Below are 16,799 nucleotides of genomic sequence, written 5' to 3' on the forward strand. Positions count from 1 at the left end.
AACAATTGCTAATTACAGGTCGGGCAAATCCCATCGATTGCTTGGGTCTCCTTCCACATATTTCTCAACTAATTTCCTTTCAAGGTCGACGTTGAATAGATTTGCAAGGGAGATTACCATGAACAAAACGTCAACAAGCTCTTCCTCGACATTTTCGTTTTTTCTCACCGCTTCAGCCAGTTCTCCAACTTCTTCGAAAAGAACTGCCAGAAGAAAAAGGGGGCCGCTCTTCGAATCGATTTCATAATATTTTTCCCTAAAAATTTTTTGAAAATCTCTGAGTTCCATAAAAATTAAAATTACTGTTGAGGTTCCCTTCCCACGCTCTTTGCCCAGGTGTAGGCCAAGGTTCTGTAGAGAAGGTGGGCGAATTTAGAGTAGGGGGCGTATGCAATGAGGGTGAACACCAGAACTAAATGAGCCAAGTACATGTAGTATGCAGCAGCACTCCCCGTATATCTCAAAGCTTCGATGCCCACGCCAGTAAGTCCAACTGCAAATATTGTCCCGAGGAATAGCCAATCGAAGTAGGTGCCGTAACCCACTCTTTCATCGCTGAACCTCGCAACAATTGCCCAGAGTGAGCCAGCTATCAGCAGAATGGCTCCAATATTCCCTATGATTTTGACTGGGTCAGTGGGTGGTAATGCGAGCTCTTCAACGCCCAAGCCATAGAGGTAGACGATGTCACCAAGAGTGGCAATGCCGAGGATTATGAAGCCCCAGAAAATCATGAAGTGCGCAAAATAGCGGTATCTTGCCGTTCCACACTCGGCAAACCGTGAATGCTTAAGGATGTCAATTATAGACCAGAAAAGGCATTCTATGAATCTCGGACTTGCCTTCACCACTTCTAACTCCGCATTCTCGCCAAGCCTGTACTCGTAAACCTTTGAGACCTCTGAGTTTATTCCGCTCCAGAACCTGTATGCTCCTATAGCTGCAACGAGTAAAGCCCAGCCTCCGACAAGGAAACCTGCAAGTTCAATGTGTAAGTGCGGGATGAAGTTTCCTATTACAATCTCACCTTCAGGTATTTTTGGTGAGGCAATGCTCAGGTAGAGCAGTGTGAGGATTATCGGGATGGCAAAGTAAACGACTATACCCGCTGGCTTCATCAGTATCTTTGCAAAAAAGTTGGGGAAAGCGAGCTCCTGAATAACCTTGGCCCTTATCGCTCCAAGAACCTCTCCGGGCTTTGCCCCTCTTGGACAGTACTCACTGCAGTCGTTGCACTGGTGGCAGAGCCAGACATCTCCGTCCTTTATCAGCTTGTCCTTCAGACCCCACTGTGCCCAGATCATCTCCTTTCTCGGGAATGGGGCTTCCTCAGGGCTTTGCGGGCATACAACGCTGCATGTTGCGCACTGGTAACATTTCTTAAGTGTTTTACCCCCGAATCCAACAACATCCTTTACAAATTGCGTATCAACCTCCATACTCCACCTCAGAACCCCTTATACGGGTTCGCTCCAATTTCCATGATCTGGTTGACGAAGTTGTCGATGATTTCTGTAATCTTGTCCCACTCGTTTATGGAGATCTCTACAACCTGCACTCTCTCTTTCTCCAGCATCAGCCTCTCAAGCGTTTCTGCAACATTCTCCATTCTTCTGTTTGCAAGCTCACTCCCTCTAATGAAGTGGCACTGGTAGTCCTCGCCATACTTACAGCCTATCAGCAGAATGCCGTCAATACCCTTCGAAAGCGCATCAGCAATGAAGACCGTGTTAACTGAACCGAGGCACCTTACGGGGATAATTCTTGCAAGCGGGCTCCACTTCTTGCCATTCAAAGCCGCCATGTCCAACGCTGGCAGAGCATCGTTCTCGCAGGCGAACACTATGAAGCGGAACTTATCCTCAGCACCCTCATCCCAGTTTGGATCCGGGACGTATATGGACTTGACCGCTGACGCCATCTGGTCGATGCTGTAGGTCTTGAAGCTGATAATTCTCTCTGGACAGGCTCCAAAGCAGATACCACATCTCCTGCATCTAAGCGGATTTGGCATTGGTGTACCCTTCTCATCTTCGTCGAGGGCTCCAAATGGGCACTCTTCCGTACACCTCTTACACTGCGTACAGCGCTGGAGGAAGAAATTCGGGAAGTCGATGTCTCCTGTTCTCGGGAATGTTGTCTTACCCTCTGCAACAAGCTCAACCGCCTGAATTGCCTTGAGCGCAGCACCCTTGGCGTCTTCAATGCACGATGCAATCTCCATCGGTGCTCTCACGGCTCCTGCAGCGTAAATACCAAGCCTTCTGCTCTCGTACGGGAAGCAAATGTAGTTTGAGTCCGGGAAGCCGTATTTCAGCGTGGGTAGTTCAGGACCCTGCCTGTACTGGAGGTTGAGGATGTGTCCTGCCTGCTTTATGACCTCGATATCTTCTTCACTCTTTATCGGATGTGGCTCAGCGATGTGCTTGTACGGAACAGTTTTCTCATCTGGGAACTCCTCTTTCACTGTGTAGAGTCCCTTGAGCGTCGAAACCATTCCGGTTGCGAGAACGACGAGGTCGGCTTTAATGGCGATATCTTCTCCCAGCAGCGTGTTTGTAACGATTACTGTTAGCTTTCCACCCTCCTCCTTTATCTCCTTGATATCACCTTTTGTTAGGTAGATACCGTCATCCTGCTGCATCTCCTTGTAGAAGTCTTCCCACAGTCCCGGAGTTCTCATGTCCTTGTAAATTATGAAGGCATTACCGTTGGTAAACTCCCTAACATATTTTGCCTGCTTGAGGCTTACAAGGCAGCAGACTGATGAGCAGTAGGGCAGGTGGTTCTCATCCCTCTGTCCAGCACACTGGATGAACACCACATTCTTAGCTTCACTTCCATCTGACTTTCTGATGATTTTGCCCTCTCTGGCCATCTCCTCAAATTCGATGTTTGTAACAACATCGGCAAACTTCCCGTAGCCCAGTTCTTCCAAAGCTGTGGCGTCGTAGGGCTTCCACCCAGTGGCGACAACGATGCCGCCAGCCCTGAACTGCACCTTCTCTCCGTTCTGGTTTAACACAACATCAAACATTCCGGGCTGGCCGCTGATTGAATCAATCTGGGCAGAGGTGTAGATTTCTATGTTCTCATTCGCCTTTACCTCTTCAATGAGCTTGAATACCGGATTCTCCTCAATTTTTGTGTATGGAGGCTCAATTGGCAGAGTCTTGTAGTATTTAGCAACCCATCCACCAAGCTCTGGCTCCTTCTCCACCAAATAAGCCTTGTAACCTGCCTTCGCAACCTCAAGTGCCGCTGTTAGTCCAGTAACACCACCACCAACAATTAGGATGTCTTTCGAAATCTCTTCGATATAGGGTTCAGGCTTCTCAGCCTTCTGGGCTTTTGTAATCGCGATTCTCAGGTAGTCCTCAGCAAGCTCCTGAGCGTGCTCGTCGATGTCGTGGCTCCAAACAACACCTTCTCTTAGGCTCGCTCTTTCAACATACTTGTCATCGAACGTGAACAGTGCGGTTTTTACACGGGGTGAGCATGCAGCTATAACAAGCGCATCAAGCTCAGCAGCATCGTTTTTCAGCATTTCGACTCCTTCCTGTGAGCAGAGGTGCGGATGAACCTTTGGCTCGATTCCAAACTCTTCCTTTGCAACATTTTTCAGCCTCTCAATGTCCAGCTTATCAATATCACAACCGGTACAGATGTAAACACCAACTTTCTCCATCATTTCACCTCCTTGCAAGCTGAATAGCTTTCAGCGCCGCTGCCGTTGCCGATTCGTTGGCTGAAGCAACCTCCATTGGCATCGCTGCAACACCTACTGGAATTATACCCGGCTTTGCCTTGACAAACCCGTACTCGTCAAGCTCAATTCCCGGAATGGGCTCAATAGCTGGCTGCATTCCCGTAGCGAGGACAACCATGTCGACTTCCTTCTTGCTTTTAACACCGCTTAGCGTGTCCTCGGCAGTTACAACGAGCTTCCCGTCAACCTCCTCAACCTTGGCAACCTTGCCCTTGATGAGTTCGATATTTTCGTCAGCCTTAACTTTTGCAAAGAAGTCCTCATATCTTCCAAATGCTCTGATGTCGATGTAGAAGATGTAGATTTTCGCATCCGGATACTGCTCTCTCACATAAGTCGCCTGCTTCAAGCTTGCTAAGCAGCAGACTGCAGAGCAGTATGGCAGGTGGTTCTCATCCCTGCTCCCGGCACACTGGACAAATGCGATGGTTTCAATTGGCTTTCCATCTAATGTTTGGATGACACCCCCAGTCGGGCCGTTTGGAGAAGCCAGCCTTTCCATCTCCATGTTCGTTATGACGTTCTTGTACACTCCATAGCCAAGATTGTCAAGTTTGGTTGCATCGTAGGGCTTCCAGCCGGTTGCCACGATAATAGATGAAACGTTTAGAGTCAGCTCCTTCTCCTCCTCGTTCAGGTCAATGGCGTTGTACTTGCATGCCGAAACGCACTCTCCGCATTTATCGCAGTAGTTGTCGTCGATGTAATACTGGAACGGCATTGCCATGATGTTGGGCAGGTCGATCGCCTTCTTCTTCTTCAGTCCGAAGTTGTATTCATCCGGAGCTTCAATTGGACAGACCTCTTTGCAGGCTCCACAAGCCGTGCAGTTCTCATTGACATATCTCGGCTTGATTTTCACCTTTACCGTAAAATTCCCCGGCTCTCCGCTTATCTCCTGAACTTCAGCGTTGGTGAAGTATTTCAGCTTCGGTGTGCTCTTCATTCTCTTGAAGAGGATTTCAAGTCCGCAGAATGGTGGACAGAGTTTCGGAAAGTACTTGTTCAACTGGGACACTCTTCCTCCAAGATATGGGTTCTTTTCCACGAGAATCACATCATACCCCGTCTCGGCAGCTTCTATAGCAGCAGTCAGTCCAGAAATTCCGCCTCCTATAACAAGTATCTCGCCAGCCATAGCTAACACCTGATTGCGTATTTCAACCTCTGGCTTGAAAAGAAGTTAATAAATGTATCGAAATTAAGCCACGTTCGAAATTCAGGATTTTTGGAAACCGAAAACATTTTTAAGATTCAATTGTTTATATACTGTGGTGAGAGCTAAGCTTCTGTCATGGCATGATGGAGTGGGCAGCAGAACTTTTGAATTTGATGTTGATATCGAACCAAGAAGTTATACAATTTCACGAGTTAGCCAGCTAATCCCTATAATCGCAAGTGAGGATCTCACGGTATGCAAGGGAGAGGTGGCTGTCATTGGTATCAGATTAATTGAAGTACCTGAAAACACTATTGTAAGCCCTTTAACGGCTGTAAACCACGCAAACGGTTTTGTTGTCGATGTAATCGAGTGCGGGCTTCCCGGGATGGTTGAGGATGAGAAGTGCATAAATCACGCCATCTTCATCCCCACAAGGTCTGGAGATGTAAAAGAGGGCGATTTGATCGGAATACTACGGATCAACTTTGTCAGGACTGGACTGCTTTCCAGAGTGATCCCATCAAAACCAAAAGTTGAGACCAAAAACGTCAGGGCTTTCTTAACATGGATAGAAGATGGAGTTTTTTACCGAGAGAACGTAACAGGGACCTTCAGCGGTTATTTCGAGAGTGATATCTGCAATCTAACACCTGTTGTGGCAAAGGAGAGGGCAAAGATTGGAAGGGGCGAGGCTGCGGTTGTTGAGATTGAAAAGATAAATGTAGAAGGTGGAAGTATAATCTCACCCTACGGTCTGACTGCAAATGCCTTTGCGCAGCTTCTAAATCTTGTAGGAGATAAAGTAAGGAAGTTTGAAGAGAAAAGGAGTTTTAGTGAGGCTGTTTTGCTCGGTTTTGGGAATGGAGTTGTGGAAGAGGGGGAGGTCTTAGGTCTCCTCTGCGTGGCGGGTGGAAATGGAGGAGAGAACAGCGGGTTTCTGCAATTTTCTCAGAAGTCAGGAGGTGGAGTTGTGAAGACACTTCAGGAATTTAACAGCGGAAGGCTTAAGGTAGGGAGAAAAGGTGAGTGGAAACCGGCCATCTCCGCTGAGACTAAAAAGCTTAAAAGGGGTGCTGCGGAAATCATCAAAATCAGGCCAATTGACATCTCTGACCACTCCACGATCAGCCCTCTTGGCATTATGAGGCAGGCGTACGGAACGATGGTAGGAGGGATTGCGAGGGAGCCATGGAATCTTGAGAGCAAGAAGACTATCAGAGAAGTTGTTTTCCTTCCGATAATGGATGGTGAAGTTAAAGAGGGGCAGCTTGTCGGTGTTTTCAATGTTACGAGGGTTGCTGAAGGTAAGCTTTAATTTCCATTCATCTTTTCTCAAACCGTGAAGGTTTATCTTGGAGGGGAGGCCGAGGTCAAAATTCTGGATGATGTTGTTATTAAAACAAGAATTCCAAAGAGGTACAGGATAGGGGTACTTGACAGGGAGCTGAGGCTGCGGAGGACTAGGATGGAGGCGAAGATAATCTCTGCAGCAAGAAGGGCCGGAGTTCCCACACCTATTGTGCTTGATGTCGAGGAAGATACGATTATCATGGAGAGAATTCACGGGACAGCAGTCAAAAATGCAATGAGCGAAGAAGTTAGCAGGGAGGTGGGAAGACTGACGGCAAAACTCCACAAAGCGAATATAATTCACGGAGACATAACGCCAATGAATCTGATTCTGAGTGATGGAAGAATTTACTTCGTCGATTTTGGGCTCGCGTTCTTCGACAACAAGGTGGAGCCGATGGGTGTCGATGTCCACGTTTACTTTGAATCGCTGAAGGCAAGTTTTGAAGATTGGAAAAAGCTCAGAGATGCGTTTATTGAAGGTTATCTGGATGAGGGAGGCAAAGAAGAGGTTTTGGTAAGAGCGAAGGAAATAGAGGAAAGAGGGAGATATGTTGAGAGAGTTAGTATGTGATTCTCTGGCAATTTCCTGTATAAAATTTCCCGTAAAAACTATATGTTGGTAGAAAAAGAAAGCACATGGTTGGTGCAGAACCCCATATGCAAGAGGACCCCTTAATTGCCGCCGGTCTCTTCATAATCCTTCTTCTTGTATTGATTCTCCCGTTCAGAGTCAGAAAAGTTGAGGAGAATCTTGAGCCATTCTTTTTAATAATGGGGATTGCTGCCGTAACAGTAAGTGGTCTGTGGAGCACGAAACTCATTGTCGAAGCTCTCGAAACACCTGTTAAGATTACCGAATTTATGGGAATTCCGATAGGCATATTTCAGGTTGTGCTGATTGTAGGATTGATAATCCACTACTACAATAAGCAGGTTTACTCTTTTCTTGTTGGAGTCCTAAAGAAAATGGGTATCAGGGCATTTGCCTTCCTTGTAGTGACAGTTTTCGGCCTAATTTCCAGCATAATATCTGTTATAGTCTCCGCTGTAATACTTGCTGAAATTGCACTTGTGATGCCCTTGGAAAGAAAATCAAAAATCGAGTTTGTGGTTATAGCGTGTTTCGCTGTAGGTTTAGGAGCCGCACTCACACCAATAGGTGAGCCTCTCTCCACAATCGTAGTCAAGAAGCTCAACGAGGACTTCTTCTACCTCGTAGAACTTGTTGGAGAGTACATAATTCCTTCAGTTATCATTCTGGGCATTTACTCAGCGATTAGAGTGGGTGGCGTTTCCGTTAAAGAGATAGAAATCCCCGAATACACAGAGACTTTGAGAACTGTTGTTGTAAGGGCGATAAGAGTTTATGTCTTCATCGCAGCATTGGTGCTGCTCGGAGAAGGATTTGCGCCAATCATTGACTGGTACATATCAAAGATTCCGCCTGAGATAATATACTGGGTGAACATGGTTTCAGCAATTCTCGATAACGCAACCCTCGCTGCTGCAGAAATAGGTCCCCAGCTTACAGAACTGCAGATAAAGGGTGCTCTGATGGGTCTTATAATCTCAGGAGGTATGCTGATTCCGGGAAACATTCCGAACATCGTTGCTGCCGGGAGGCTGAGAATTACGATGAGCGAGTGGGCAAAAATAGGCGTCCCGCTTGGACTGCTCATGATGGGTGTTTTCTTCGTGATAATCTATCTGCTGTGAAAAGGTAACCTTATAAACAACGCGGAGATGGGAGGGGAGTGAAGCGCCTCTACGCCGACCTCGGACTGGCTCTGGTCGCTCTGATCTGGGGATCCACGTTTCCGGTAGTAAAGATAGCCCTCGACAGCATGTCCCCATTTGCTTTCAACACCGTTAGATTCTTCATTGCATGTCTTTTCTTCCTTCCCTTCCTGAAAGGGTGGGATTTCAAGGATGGATTTAAAATAGGCGTTGTCTCCTTCCTTGGCTATACCTTTCAGACAGTGGGGCTTGACTACACCACCGCAACGAATGCTGGCTTCATAACCTCAACCTATGTGGTTCTTGCTCCAATCATCTCGTGGCTCGTCTACAAGGACGTGTTCGACAGAAGAGACGTTTCAGGTGTTTTGCTGGCTTTCATCGGATTCTATTTCCTCTCAGGTTATTCAGGATTCAATATTGGAGACATTCTTATGCTCTTCTGCGCTCTCTTCTTTGGAGCGGAGATAGCCATGATTTCCCACTACTCTCGCATAACAAATCCGACAATGCTCGCATTCTGGCAGGCTTTTGCCATATTTATCCTCTCCGCCCCGTTTGCTGTATTCATCACCACAAAATTTGAAATAAACACAACCGTAATTATTTGTCTTCTCATAACCGCATTCTTCGCAACTTTCGTTGCAAAAATGTTGCAGAACTGGCTCCAGAGCTACACTAAGTCCTCTGATGCCGCCGTGATTCTGTCTCTCGAAGGAGTTTTTGCCCACCTATTCAGCGTTTTGGTTCTGGCAGAGATATTAACACCGCTGCAGTACTTTGGAGCATTTTTAATATTGCTTGCGGTAATCATCGTTTCTCTCAGAATATAGCCGTGAAAAATGAGAAATTTTGATTTATCGCAATCTTCATATAGTTTGAAAACAAAGATAAAATTAAGGTGATAGTATGGGCGTGCACAGAATAACGAGTGAGGCTGCGAAGTATTACGCTCAGAGAGAAAAAATTGTGGGGGCAGGAGTTTCCCTTCTCGGTGAAGCCAGTATGAATCTAGATAAATTGACTAAGGAACAGCTTGAAAAACTTGGGGATTTAGCTGCAAAGCTCCTACCACACTCTCCGGGCTATGCGGGCAAGATGATGCCGATAGTCGCGAGACTGTTCTGGAGACTTGCCGGAGTGGGGGAGAAGGAGTTTGGGTTCGCAGAGCTTGACGAGCTTGAAAAGGAGATAGAAAAACTGAAAGAGGAGCTTGAGTTCAACTCTCAGCAATAAAGCAAACAAAGTCCTTTTCATCGTATTTTAGCCTTCTTCTCCTTATTTCTTTGACTTTGAAGCCTGTGTCCTGAAGCATGTCTATTACTTCTTTTTCAGTGTAGAATCTCGCTTTTTGGTAGAACGGACTGTCCTTTCTGGCGTATTCTCTCCCCAACCTTGAGTCTGCGGGAACTATACACGTAACGAGTATGCCATTTAGGACTCTCTTAATTTCTCTGAGAACCCTATATGGATTGTCGAGGAAGCAGAGCGTAAAAACGAGATAAACTGAGCGGAATGATTTGTCTTTGAATGGAAGGTTGGCAGCATCTCCCCAGACGCATTCAACTCCTCTTTTCCTCGCAATTTTGAGCATCTGGAGTGAAATGTCTATTCCAATATCAATCCCTATTATTGCGAATCTTCCGGTTCCCACTCCAATTTCCAATGAAGGTGAGACTGGCTTTGGGAGCAGTTCCAGCTCAGCCTCGTAAAGCTCCCTGTTTTTGTCGTACCAAGCATCATACCTTTCGGCGTTTCTGTCAAAGATGTCCATAGTTTTCACTTAAACTCCAGAATTTATGTCTTTTCGCGCTTCTCTCTCTCGGAAAAAAATAAGTATGGTCTGGCGTTAAGAAACTCAATGGACGTAACCATCGCCCTCATTGCAGCGCTTGCGATAGCCTTTGCGATTGGCTCTAACGATACCTGTAACTCTTTTGGGATTTGCGTAGGATGCGGTCTGCTTACGATAAAGAGAGCATCTTACATTCTTTTCCTGCTGGTTTTTGCCGGAATGCTGTTTGGCAGTGGTAGAGTAATGGATACTGTGGGCAGGGAGCTTGTTGAGCTTAACGAAATTGTGGTCTCCGTCTCACTGATAATTTCCTCGGCGGCAATTGTTGTTGCAAACTACCTCCGCACTCCCGTTTCAAGCCATCAGGCAATCGTCATGAGCCTCATCGGCTCGGCATTCGCTCTTGGGAACAGAATTGATGTTAATACTGTAGCCAAAATCATCCTCTCGTGGATTGTCTCACCTTTTGGGGCACTTTTCCTCTCCATATTTATTTACTGGGTCATGGAGAATACTCTATCAAAGCTTCCCGCGTTGAAAGTTGAGAGGGTTCTGAGAGTACTATTGTTCGTTGGAGCAACGATAATTGGATTCAACACCGGAGCGAATGAGCTTGCAACAGCTCTCGCCCCCATAGTGGCGTTTGGAGCGATGAATGTCTTCGAAGCTGCCCTGCTTGGCTCTGCAATGCTTTTCCTCGGTGCATGGATAGTCAGTGTTAGAGTTGCAGAGGTTGTGGGAAAAGGGATTACTGCTCTCGACCCCTTCACGGGATTTGCTGCACAGTTTGCTGCTGGACTGACAGTTTTGCTTTTCACAGCCATTGGAATGCCAGTCTCAACAACCTACTGCACTGTTGGTGCTGTAACGGGAGTTGGCTTATACAAGAGTGTCAGGGGAGTTAAGTTTGCCTTCCTGAAAAGAATTGTTGCGAGCTGGATTCTTACACCATTTGCATCCTTCACTGTCAGCTTTGCTGTAACCCTGCTTCTCTCTCAACAAGTTTTTTGAATCTGAGCGCATCGTCAAACATGTGCACGTTGTTGAACATCACATACCCGTCCCTGTCAATCATTCTCAACAGGTTTTCAAGCTCCTCGTCGGTATATTTATGCTTGTAATCAAATCCATGAAGCCTGTAGTAGCATATTTCTCCGTAAAGCTGCTTGGACACGAAGGGGTCAACGACGTGGATTAAATCCAGCTCCCCACATATTTTCCTTATATTCTCCCCACACCAGCCCCTCGGCTCAAAGCAAAAGGTGAACTTCCTCTCAATGCTGCCAAAAAAGGTTCGCATATTTTCTATGTTTTCCTCAGTGTCTCTGAAGCTCCTTGGTGTTTGGAAGACGATTATTTTCGCCTTCAAGGCTTCTGCAATCTCTCTCGTTTTTTCCCATGCCATAAAAACAACTTCTGTTGGTTTGAAAAACCCGCAGTTCTCGAATTTAATCCCCGCCTTTCTGTAGGTGGGGCTGTTTGGGGGGTGAGTGATTACCTGCCACGCCTTGATGGTGAATTCAAAAACTTCAGGTGCGGATTTCCTCCATTTCTCGGCTGTTTTAACTTCTGGTGGCTTGTAAAACGTCTTCTGGACTTCTACAACATTGAACGTTTCGAAGTACTTTTTCATCGAAACGGGGAAGCCGCAGCATCCCACTTTCAACTCCATGTTGTTTAATTATCCGGCAGCTACAAAAGATTGTCCTTGGAAAAAGATATATACATCTGACATCAAGTGTCAACATGGAGGTAATCACAAATCCGGACAGTTTTTTGAGAAAAAGGCTGGATAAGGGATTTGGCGAGGCATTGGCGATTGTTATTGTTGCTGCTGTTATTTCATCCCTTGCTTCCTACGTAGTTGCCCCAGTAGTGCTTGAGAACGTGCGAGAGCGAATTTCAGAGGTAGGGACTCTTACCGAGGAACAGATCGAAGCAATGCTTAACATGACATATTATGGAATGCTAATCTCTCCCTTCATCACAACACTCGTCTTATGGCTGATAATCTCAGTTGTTCTCCACATACTCTCAGCACTTTTCGGTGGGGAGGGGAGTTTCGGCAATCTCGCAAAGCTTGTGGCTTATTCCTACATCCCGGTCATAATCCTTAGCCCGATATCGATTTACCTCAGCTACGAAACGACTCAGCAGGTGCTTTACGGACTGAAAAGCTCCCTTCTGCCAAACACGATTTTGGGAATTGCTACGACATTGTGGCAGGCAGTTTACTGGACTTTTGCTGTCAAAAATGCAAGAAATCTGGATTTAAGAAACTCAGCGATTGCAGCGGGGATAGTATTCATCGCATACATCCTGCTGACTATGTCTTCGCTGATTTTCTCATTTCTCTCAGGGACTCCCTGACTGACTTGTTGAAGGCTATCTCACCTATGGACTTCATGTGTCTGCAGGCGCTTAAAATAGTCTCAACTGCCAGTCTGTAATAGACTCCACCCTCCATGTTGCTCAAAAGCAATTCCTCAAGCTCCTCAAGCTTTTCTATTGTTTCCTCGGAAAGCTCAACATCAGAGTTGAAGTATGCCTTTGCTAGGGAATCAAAAATTTTGCCAAGCGTTTCAAAGTAGCCTCTTGCCCTCTTAAGCTCCTCCGGAGTCATTTCAACAGCGTAGGTCGAGAAGTTGTAAAGTGAGTCGGCAATTTCTTCAATCAGCTTTGCAACGGTTCTTATTCCCAATATCAGCCTTAGTTCATTCCACTTACTCGGACTTGAGAACTCTCTGACTAGCCTGTGTTCCTGCCTGACTGCCAGCAGATAAAGTCTGTCTGAATCCTTTTCGAGGTTTTCAATGTCCTTCAGAACTTCCCTGTCTCCCTTTTCTATGGCTTCTATTATCGTCTCTATCATGCTCTGTATAATCTGGCTCATTCTCCTTACAACGCCATAGACATCGAAATCCGTTGAAGTTAGGCACTTCAGCACAACTTTGCCCTCTGTTGCATCAATTATTTCCATTCCAATCAAATCTTTCACTATCTCCCCTATTTTGCTGACCATCCTCGCGTTTATCCTATCATCGCTGATGACTATTTCATCAATCCCCTGCAGGTAAAGAGCGTAAATGAACCTCCGCACGAACTTTTCGTCGAGCCTGAACAATTTTTCAATGTGAACGCTTGTTACTCTGGAAAACTCTCGAAAAGATTTTGGATAAAGAGTTATCACGCTATCCTCAACCTGCAGGTAGATGTCGTCGCCCTGCTTTAACTCGTTATCCTTTACCCAGTTCTTCGGCAGACTTACCATGTAGCTTGAACCGCCTATTAACTGAAGTTTTCTGACTTCCATTGATACGTACTCCTATTAAGTGATTAAAATACCTTTCCTTTTCTTGATGTTCCACTAATAGATAACTATAAATTCAGAACCACCATAAAATATAACATGTATAAGTACTATGAGCTTAAGGAGCTTGAAAGTAAGGCTCCAAAACTCTTCGGCATTCCGACGGGGACCAAGCTTGATGAGCTCTTCTACAGGGTTGAGAGAGAAGGTGATAGGTACGTTAAAAAACCCCTTGGAGGTATTCCTCACCTCGCGGTAATGAATATTACTGGAGTTCCCGATACAGGGAAATCACTGCTGGCTGAGCAGTTCGCCATAACCCAGGCTGGAAACGGTTACAGAGTTCTCTACGTGACGGTTGAGAGTCCAGCGCATTTCCTCTATACGGCAATGAAGGAAAGGTGTGAGGCGATGGGTGTAGACTTCAGCAAGGTGGAAAGCAACGTTGTCGTTATAGATGCGAGTGAAAGCGATGAGCTTAGAGAGAACCCAAAAGCCCTCATGGAGACCATGGCCTACGCGATCAGAGAGAAGAAGATTACCAACACCATAATAGACAGCATCACAGGTCTCTACGAGCATAAAGAGATGATGGCAAGACAGATAGTAAGGCAGTTCTTCAACTTCATGAAGAAGCATCGCCAGACGGGAATTTTCGTCTCACAGAAGAGATCTGCACAGGCGAGTGAGAGTGCAGAAGCTGCTGGTGGACTGGCTGTCGCGCACATTGTTGATGGAACAATTGTTCTCGACAAGAAGCTGATAGAATCTCGCTGGGATGTTAGCCTTTACGGTCTCCCCCTGGGTAGCGTTCTCAGAACAATAAGGATTGACGGATGCAGAATTGCTCCTCACGATTCAAGAGTATGGGTTTTCGAAATCAGCGAGATTGGAACAATTGAAATTGTAGCCCCACTGAGCGAGTACATCAAGAAGAGGGGGAAGAAAGACCTTGAAGAGGAAAAATAATGGGGGGTGGTGGATATGGGATTTGAGGTTATTGCCAGGCCAAAAGGTGGAAATATAGATAAAATGGCAGAGAAAGTGTTCTATGAGAGCATAAACCTCCTCGGTGGTTTGAAGAAGCTAATCGAGTACAGGAATCTCACCTGGCTGCCGAGTCTTGCTGAAGCGGCATATGTTGTTGTGCTGAAAAACGAGGCCATGAAAACGTACGGAGAGATTGCCAGGGAGCTTGGGATAACAGAGCAGACGGCAAAGAACATCGCCACGGCAGATGAAGAGGAGGTTAAGAAGTACCTCGAAGGAGAGCTTGAGGACAGGCCGAAGGAGCACATTGCTGGTGGGATAGCAAAACTCGCCTACAAAAAGCTGAAGGAGGAGGGCAGGCTTGATACAGAGGAGGTCGAGATAAAGCATGAAGAGCTTGAGGTTCTGGACATAGACTGGGCGGTGCACGTGCTTGCGAGAATTAAGGGATTGGATTTCCCAGTAGAGAAGGATAAGCTGCTCGAAAGGCTTAAGGGGATGGTAATAAAGGGCAAGAGCATTGAGGAGATTCTTGAGAAGATTAACTATCCGGTAAAGTCCCCTGCACAGCTTTTGCACGAAATAAAACTGCACATTTAATCCCAAATCTTTTTTTAACCTCTGTTTACTTGAGTTGTGGAAATCGTAACCTACTCTAAAAACGTTTTCATCCCCCTCACAAGAAATTGCAGAAACCGCTGCGACTATTGCGGATTCAGAAGCGAAGAGATAAACATAATGAGTGAAGAAGAGGTAAGAAGTGTTCTGTCAGCGGCTAAGGGTGCCAAGGAGGCTTTGTTCACCTTTGGAGAGAGGCCAGACGAGGCTTACCCTGAATTCAGAAAGGCACTCAACGAAATGGGTTACAAAACCATGCTCGAATACATACTTGAAATGAACAGAGTCGCTTTGGATATGGGCTTCTTACCTCATACAAACGCCGGCATTCTCAGCAAGGAGGAGATGCGGAAGCTAAAGCCATACAACGCCAGTATGGGCCTAATGCTTGAGCAGGCTGTAGAGCTTGAATGTCATGCGAACAGCCCTGGAAAGAGGCCAGAAGTCAGGATAAAGATGATTAGAGATGCGGGAAAGCTTCAAATTCCATTTACGACCGGAATTCTTATTGGGATAGGGGAAAAGAGGGAAGATAGACTTTACTCTCTCGAAGTTATTGCAGACCTCCACGAAAACTACGGGCACATTCAGGAGGTGATTATCCAGAATTTTAAGCCAAAGAAAGGTACGCCAATGGAAAATCACCCTCCACCCACTGCCGAGGAGATGCTGGATGCGGTAAAGGCCGCAAGAGAGATACTGCCCGAAGAAGTTGCTGTGCAGATTCCACCAAATTTAGTTGATGACATCTACCCCTTCATAAAGGCTGGAGCTAACGATGTTGGTGGGATTTCCAGCGTCACTCACGACTACATAAATCCAGAGTCGCCGTGGCCTGAGATTGAAAGACTTGAAAAAGCTCTCCGTGGGGAGTTTATACTTAAAGAGAGGCTGCCCATTTATCCAAAATTCGTAAAGCTTAAATGGTATGCTGAGACCATAGAGCCGTTAATTGAAAGGTATTCGGACGCTGATGGTTATGCTCGCCCTTGACGATTTGCTAAGGAATCCTTATGAAACTCTCAGAGTTGCTGATGAGCTGAGAAGGGAACTGGTTGGAGATACTGTAACTTATGTGGTTAACAGGAACATAAATTTCACAGACATCTGTATCAACGACTGCAAGTTCTGCTCCTTCCGTAACAGAAGAAAGTATCTGCTGAGTCTCGAGGAAATCAAGCAGAAAGTCGAGGAAGCAGTTGAATTCGGTTGCACGGAGCTTTGCATACAGGGCGGTTTGTTACCAAATGCTGACATTGACTTTTACGTTTCAATCCTTCAGGCTGTAAGAGAAGTTGATAAAAAAATACACATTCACGCCTTCTCACCTATGGAGGTTGTGCATGCGGCGAGGAACAGCAATATGGCCGTGGAAGACGTTTTGAAAGAGCTTAAAAAAGAGGGTTTGGGCTCTATGCCCGGCACAGCTGCGGAAATTCTCGACGACAGGATAAGGTCGTTCATCTGCCCCAAGAAGCTCAAAACGGCTGAGTGGGTTGAGGTCATAAAAACCGCCCACAGAGTGGGAATACCGACAACGGCAACGATAATGTACGGTCACATCGACACGTGGGAGAATAGAATAAACCACCTTCTCCTTATTAAGAAAATACAGCAAGAAACCGGAGGGATTACCGAACTCATTCCCCTGCCCTTTATGTCCAAAAACAACGAGCTCGGAAAGTATTCGAAGGGGAGTTCGGGATTTGATGACCTTCTGATGATTGCCATTTCAAGAATTCTCCTCTACCCTGAAATCAGAAACATACAGGCGTCCTGGGTGAAGATGGGTCAGAAGTTGGCTCAGGCGGCGCTTCATGTAGGTGCGAACGATCTGGGAGGAACTCTGATGGAAGAGAACATCTCCAAATCAGCCGGAGCAACTTCTGGTGAATTCATGCTACCAGAGGAGCTGAGAGAGCTGATAAAGGTGGCAGGAAGAATTCCGAAACAGAGAGATACGCTCTACAACATTTTGGAGTAGCCTCAGACTCTCCCTTTCATCATTTCTCAGGTCGCCCATCAGTCATCATCGGCCATTTTATTGTCTGCAAAACGGTTTATC

The 16,799-nt window shown here is 46.2% G+C and carries 18 protein-coding genes; 11 read left to right on the forward strand and 7 right to left on the reverse strand.

Annotation, left to right across the window (positions count from 1 at the left end):
- Positions 1–12: 12 nt before the first annotated feature.
- The 4 genes from H0Z19_RS05050 to H0Z19_RS05065 are packed head-to-tail and all read right to left on the reverse strand — an operon-like array spanning position 13 to position 4,907.
- Positions 13–288, reverse strand: coding sequence for a MazG nucleotide pyrophosphohydrolase domain-containing protein (locus tag H0Z19_RS05050; protein ID WP_290724439.1), 276 nt, complete (start codon positions 286–288; stop codon positions 13–15).
- 11 nt (positions 289–299) lie between these two features.
- Positions 300–1,439, reverse strand: coding sequence for a quinone-interacting membrane-bound oxidoreductase complex subunit QmoC (qmoC, locus tag H0Z19_RS05055; protein ID WP_290724441.1), 1,140 nt, complete (start codon positions 1,437–1,439; stop codon positions 300–302).
- 8 nt (positions 1,440–1,447) lie between these two features.
- Positions 1,448–3,691, reverse strand: a complete 2,244-nt coding sequence (locus tag H0Z19_RS05060; protein ID WP_290724443.1) for an FAD-dependent oxidoreductase — start codon at positions 3,689–3,691, stop codon at positions 1,448–1,450.
- 1 nt (position 3,692) lies between these two features.
- Positions 3,693–4,907 carry a CoB--CoM heterodisulfide reductase iron-sulfur subunit A family protein gene (locus H0Z19_RS05065; RefSeq protein ID WP_290724445.1) on the reverse strand — a complete coding sequence of 405 codons (1,215 nt, stop codon included), beginning with the start codon at positions 4,905–4,907 and terminating at the stop codon, positions 3,693–3,695.
- A 136-nt stretch (positions 4,908–5,043) separates the two neighbouring features.
- On the opposite strand from H0Z19_RS05065, the gene H0Z19_RS05070 reads away from it, so the two are divergent.
- The 5 genes from H0Z19_RS05070 (at position 5,044) to H0Z19_RS05090 (ending at position 9,257) form a co-directional block, all read left to right on the forward strand.
- Entirely contained in the window at positions 5,044–6,246 is a 1,203-nt protein-coding gene (locus H0Z19_RS05070; protein WP_290724447.1) for a DUF22 domain-containing protein, read from the forward strand.
- A 24-nt stretch (positions 6,247–6,270) separates the two neighbouring features.
- On the forward strand, positions 6,271–6,855 hold the full coding sequence (locus tag H0Z19_RS05075; RefSeq protein ID WP_290724449.1) for a Kae1-associated kinase Bud32: 585 nt from the start codon (positions 6,271–6,273) through the stop codon (positions 6,853–6,855).
- Between the two features lie 65 nt (positions 6,856–6,920).
- Positions 6,921–8,000, forward strand: coding sequence for a DUF1646 family protein (locus H0Z19_RS05080; RefSeq protein ID WP_290724451.1), 1,080 nt, complete (start codon positions 6,921–6,923; stop codon positions 7,998–8,000).
- Positions 8,001–8,038: 38 nt separating this feature from the next.
- Positions 8,039–8,854 carry a DMT family transporter gene (locus H0Z19_RS05085; RefSeq protein ID WP_290724452.1) on the forward strand — a complete coding sequence of 272 codons (816 nt, stop codon included), beginning with the start codon at positions 8,039–8,041 and terminating at the stop codon, positions 8,852–8,854.
- A gap of 76 nt (positions 8,855–8,930) precedes the next feature.
- Positions 8,931–9,257, forward strand: a complete 327-nt coding sequence (locus tag H0Z19_RS05090; RefSeq protein WP_290724454.1) for a hypothetical protein — start codon at positions 8,931–8,933, stop codon at positions 9,255–9,257.
- On the opposite strand, the gene H0Z19_RS05095 is transcribed toward H0Z19_RS05090, so the two are convergent.
- Entirely contained in the window at positions 9,241–9,795 is a 555-nt protein-coding gene (locus tag H0Z19_RS05095; RefSeq protein WP_290724457.1) for a class I SAM-dependent methyltransferase, read from the reverse strand. The two genes, H0Z19_RS05090 and H0Z19_RS05095, sit on opposite strands and share 17 nt — an antisense overlap.
- An 87-nt stretch (positions 9,796–9,882) precedes the next feature.
- Between H0Z19_RS05095 and H0Z19_RS05100 the strand changes: the two genes are divergently transcribed.
- Entirely contained in the window at positions 9,883–10,827 is a 945-nt protein-coding gene (locus tag H0Z19_RS05100; RefSeq protein WP_290724458.1) for an inorganic phosphate transporter, read from the forward strand.
- Here the strand turns inward: H0Z19_RS05100 and H0Z19_RS05105 are convergent.
- The gene (locus tag H0Z19_RS05105; RefSeq protein ID WP_290724460.1) at positions 10,784–11,488 is read right to left on the reverse strand and encodes a DUF72 domain-containing protein; all 705 of its coding nucleotides are present in this window, start codon (positions 11,486–11,488) and stop codon (positions 10,784–10,786) included. The genes H0Z19_RS05100 and H0Z19_RS05105 overlap by 44 nt on opposite strands.
- 74 nt (positions 11,489–11,562) lie before the next feature.
- Here H0Z19_RS05105 and H0Z19_RS05110 point away from each other — a divergent pair, with 74 nt between their 5' ends.
- Positions 11,563–12,186 (forward strand): YIP1 family protein, encoded by a 624-nt coding sequence (locus H0Z19_RS05110; protein ID WP_290724462.1) that lies wholly within the window; start codon positions 11,563–11,565, stop codon positions 12,184–12,186.
- On the opposite strand, the gene H0Z19_RS05115 is transcribed toward H0Z19_RS05110, so the two are convergent.
- Positions 12,143–13,129, reverse strand: a complete 987-nt coding sequence (locus H0Z19_RS05115) for a phosphate uptake regulator PhoU (RefSeq protein ID WP_290724464.1) — start codon at positions 13,127–13,129, stop codon at positions 12,143–12,145. The two genes, H0Z19_RS05110 and H0Z19_RS05115, sit on opposite strands and share 44 nt — an antisense overlap.
- 96 nt (positions 13,130–13,225) lie before the next feature.
- Here H0Z19_RS05115 and H0Z19_RS05120 point away from each other — a divergent pair, with 96 nt between their 5' ends.
- The 4 genes from H0Z19_RS05120 to cofH are packed head-to-tail and all read left to right on the forward strand — an operon-like array spanning position 13,226 to position 16,718.
- A complete protein-coding gene (locus H0Z19_RS05120) occupies positions 13,226–14,095 on the forward strand; it encodes a KaiC domain-containing protein (RefSeq protein WP_290724466.1) in 870 nt (289 codons plus the stop codon).
- Between the two features lie 15 nt (positions 14,096–14,110).
- Positions 14,111–14,716 (forward strand): KaiC associated regulatory domain-containing protein, encoded by a 606-nt coding sequence (locus tag H0Z19_RS05125; protein WP_290724468.1) that lies wholly within the window; start codon positions 14,111–14,113, stop codon positions 14,714–14,716.
- 36 nt (positions 14,717–14,752) lie between these two features.
- A complete protein-coding gene (gene cofG, locus H0Z19_RS05130; RefSeq protein ID WP_290724469.1) occupies positions 14,753–15,727 on the forward strand; it encodes a 7,8-didemethyl-8-hydroxy-5-deazariboflavin synthase subunit CofG in 975 nt (324 codons plus the stop codon).
- On the forward strand, positions 15,714–16,718 hold the full coding sequence (gene cofH, locus H0Z19_RS05135; RefSeq protein ID WP_365892414.1) for a 5-amino-6-(D-ribitylamino)uracil--L-tyrosine 4-hydroxyphenyl transferase CofH: 1,005 nt from the start codon (positions 15,714–15,716) through the stop codon (positions 16,716–16,718). Before cofG ends, cofH begins: the two co-directional genes overlap by 14 nt.
- Positions 16,719–16,799 lie beyond the last annotated feature (81 nt).

This window comes from Archaeoglobus sp., assembly GCF_017656475.1.
Taxonomy (GTDB): Archaea; Halobacteriota; Archaeoglobi; order Archaeoglobales; family Archaeoglobaceae; genus Archaeoglobus.

Bases quoted from the DNA above. Each gene is read 5' to 3' on its own strand.
- H0Z19_RS05090 (WP_290724454.1), top strand. From the start codon at position 8,931: ATGGGCGTGCACAGAATAACGAGTGAGGCTGCGAAGTATTACGCTCAG.
- cofH (WP_365892414.1), top strand. From the start codon at position 15,714: ATGCTCGCCCTTGACGATTTGCTAAGGAATCCTTATGAAACTCTCAGA.
- H0Z19_RS05065 (WP_290724445.1), bottom strand. From the start codon at position 4,907: ATGGCTGGCGAGATACTTGTTATAGGAGGCGGAATTTCTGGACTGACT.
- H0Z19_RS05105 (WP_290724460.1), bottom strand. From the start codon at position 11,488: ATGGAGTTGAAAGTGGGATGCTGCGGCTTCCCCGTTTCGATGAAAAAG.
- H0Z19_RS05050 (WP_290724439.1), bottom strand. From the start codon at position 288: ATGGAACTCAGAGATTTTCAAAAAATTTTTAGGGAAAAATATTATGAA.
- H0Z19_RS05100 (WP_290724458.1), top strand. From the start codon at position 9,883: ATGGACGTAACCATCGCCCTCATTGCAGCGCTTGCGATAGCCTTTGCG.
- H0Z19_RS05110 (WP_290724462.1), top strand. From the start codon at position 11,563: ATGGAGGTAATCACAAATCCGGACAGTTTTTTGAGAAAAAGGCTGGAT.
- H0Z19_RS05080 (WP_290724451.1), top strand. From the start codon at position 6,921: ATGGTTGGTGCAGAACCCCATATGCAAGAGGACCCCTTAATTGCCGCC.
- H0Z19_RS05060 (WP_290724443.1), bottom strand. From the start codon at position 3,691: ATGATGGAGAAAGTTGGTGTTTACATCTGTACCGGTTGTGATATTGAT.
- H0Z19_RS05115 (WP_290724464.1), bottom strand. From the start codon at position 13,129: ATGGAAGTCAGAAAACTTCAGTTAATAGGCGGTTCAAGCTACATGGTA.
- qmoC (WP_290724441.1), bottom strand. From the start codon at position 1,439: ATGGAGGTTGATACGCAATTTGTAAAGGATGTTGTTGGATTCGGGGGT.
- H0Z19_RS05125 (WP_290724468.1), top strand. From the start codon at position 14,111: ATGGGATTTGAGGTTATTGCCAGGCCAAAAGGTGGAAATATAGATAAA.
- H0Z19_RS05095 (WP_290724457.1), bottom strand. From the start codon at position 9,795: ATGGACATCTTTGACAGAAACGCCGAAAGGTATGATGCTTGGTACGAC.
- H0Z19_RS05120 (WP_290724466.1), top strand. From the start codon at position 13,226: ATGTATAAGTACTATGAGCTTAAGGAGCTTGAAAGTAAGGCTCCAAAA.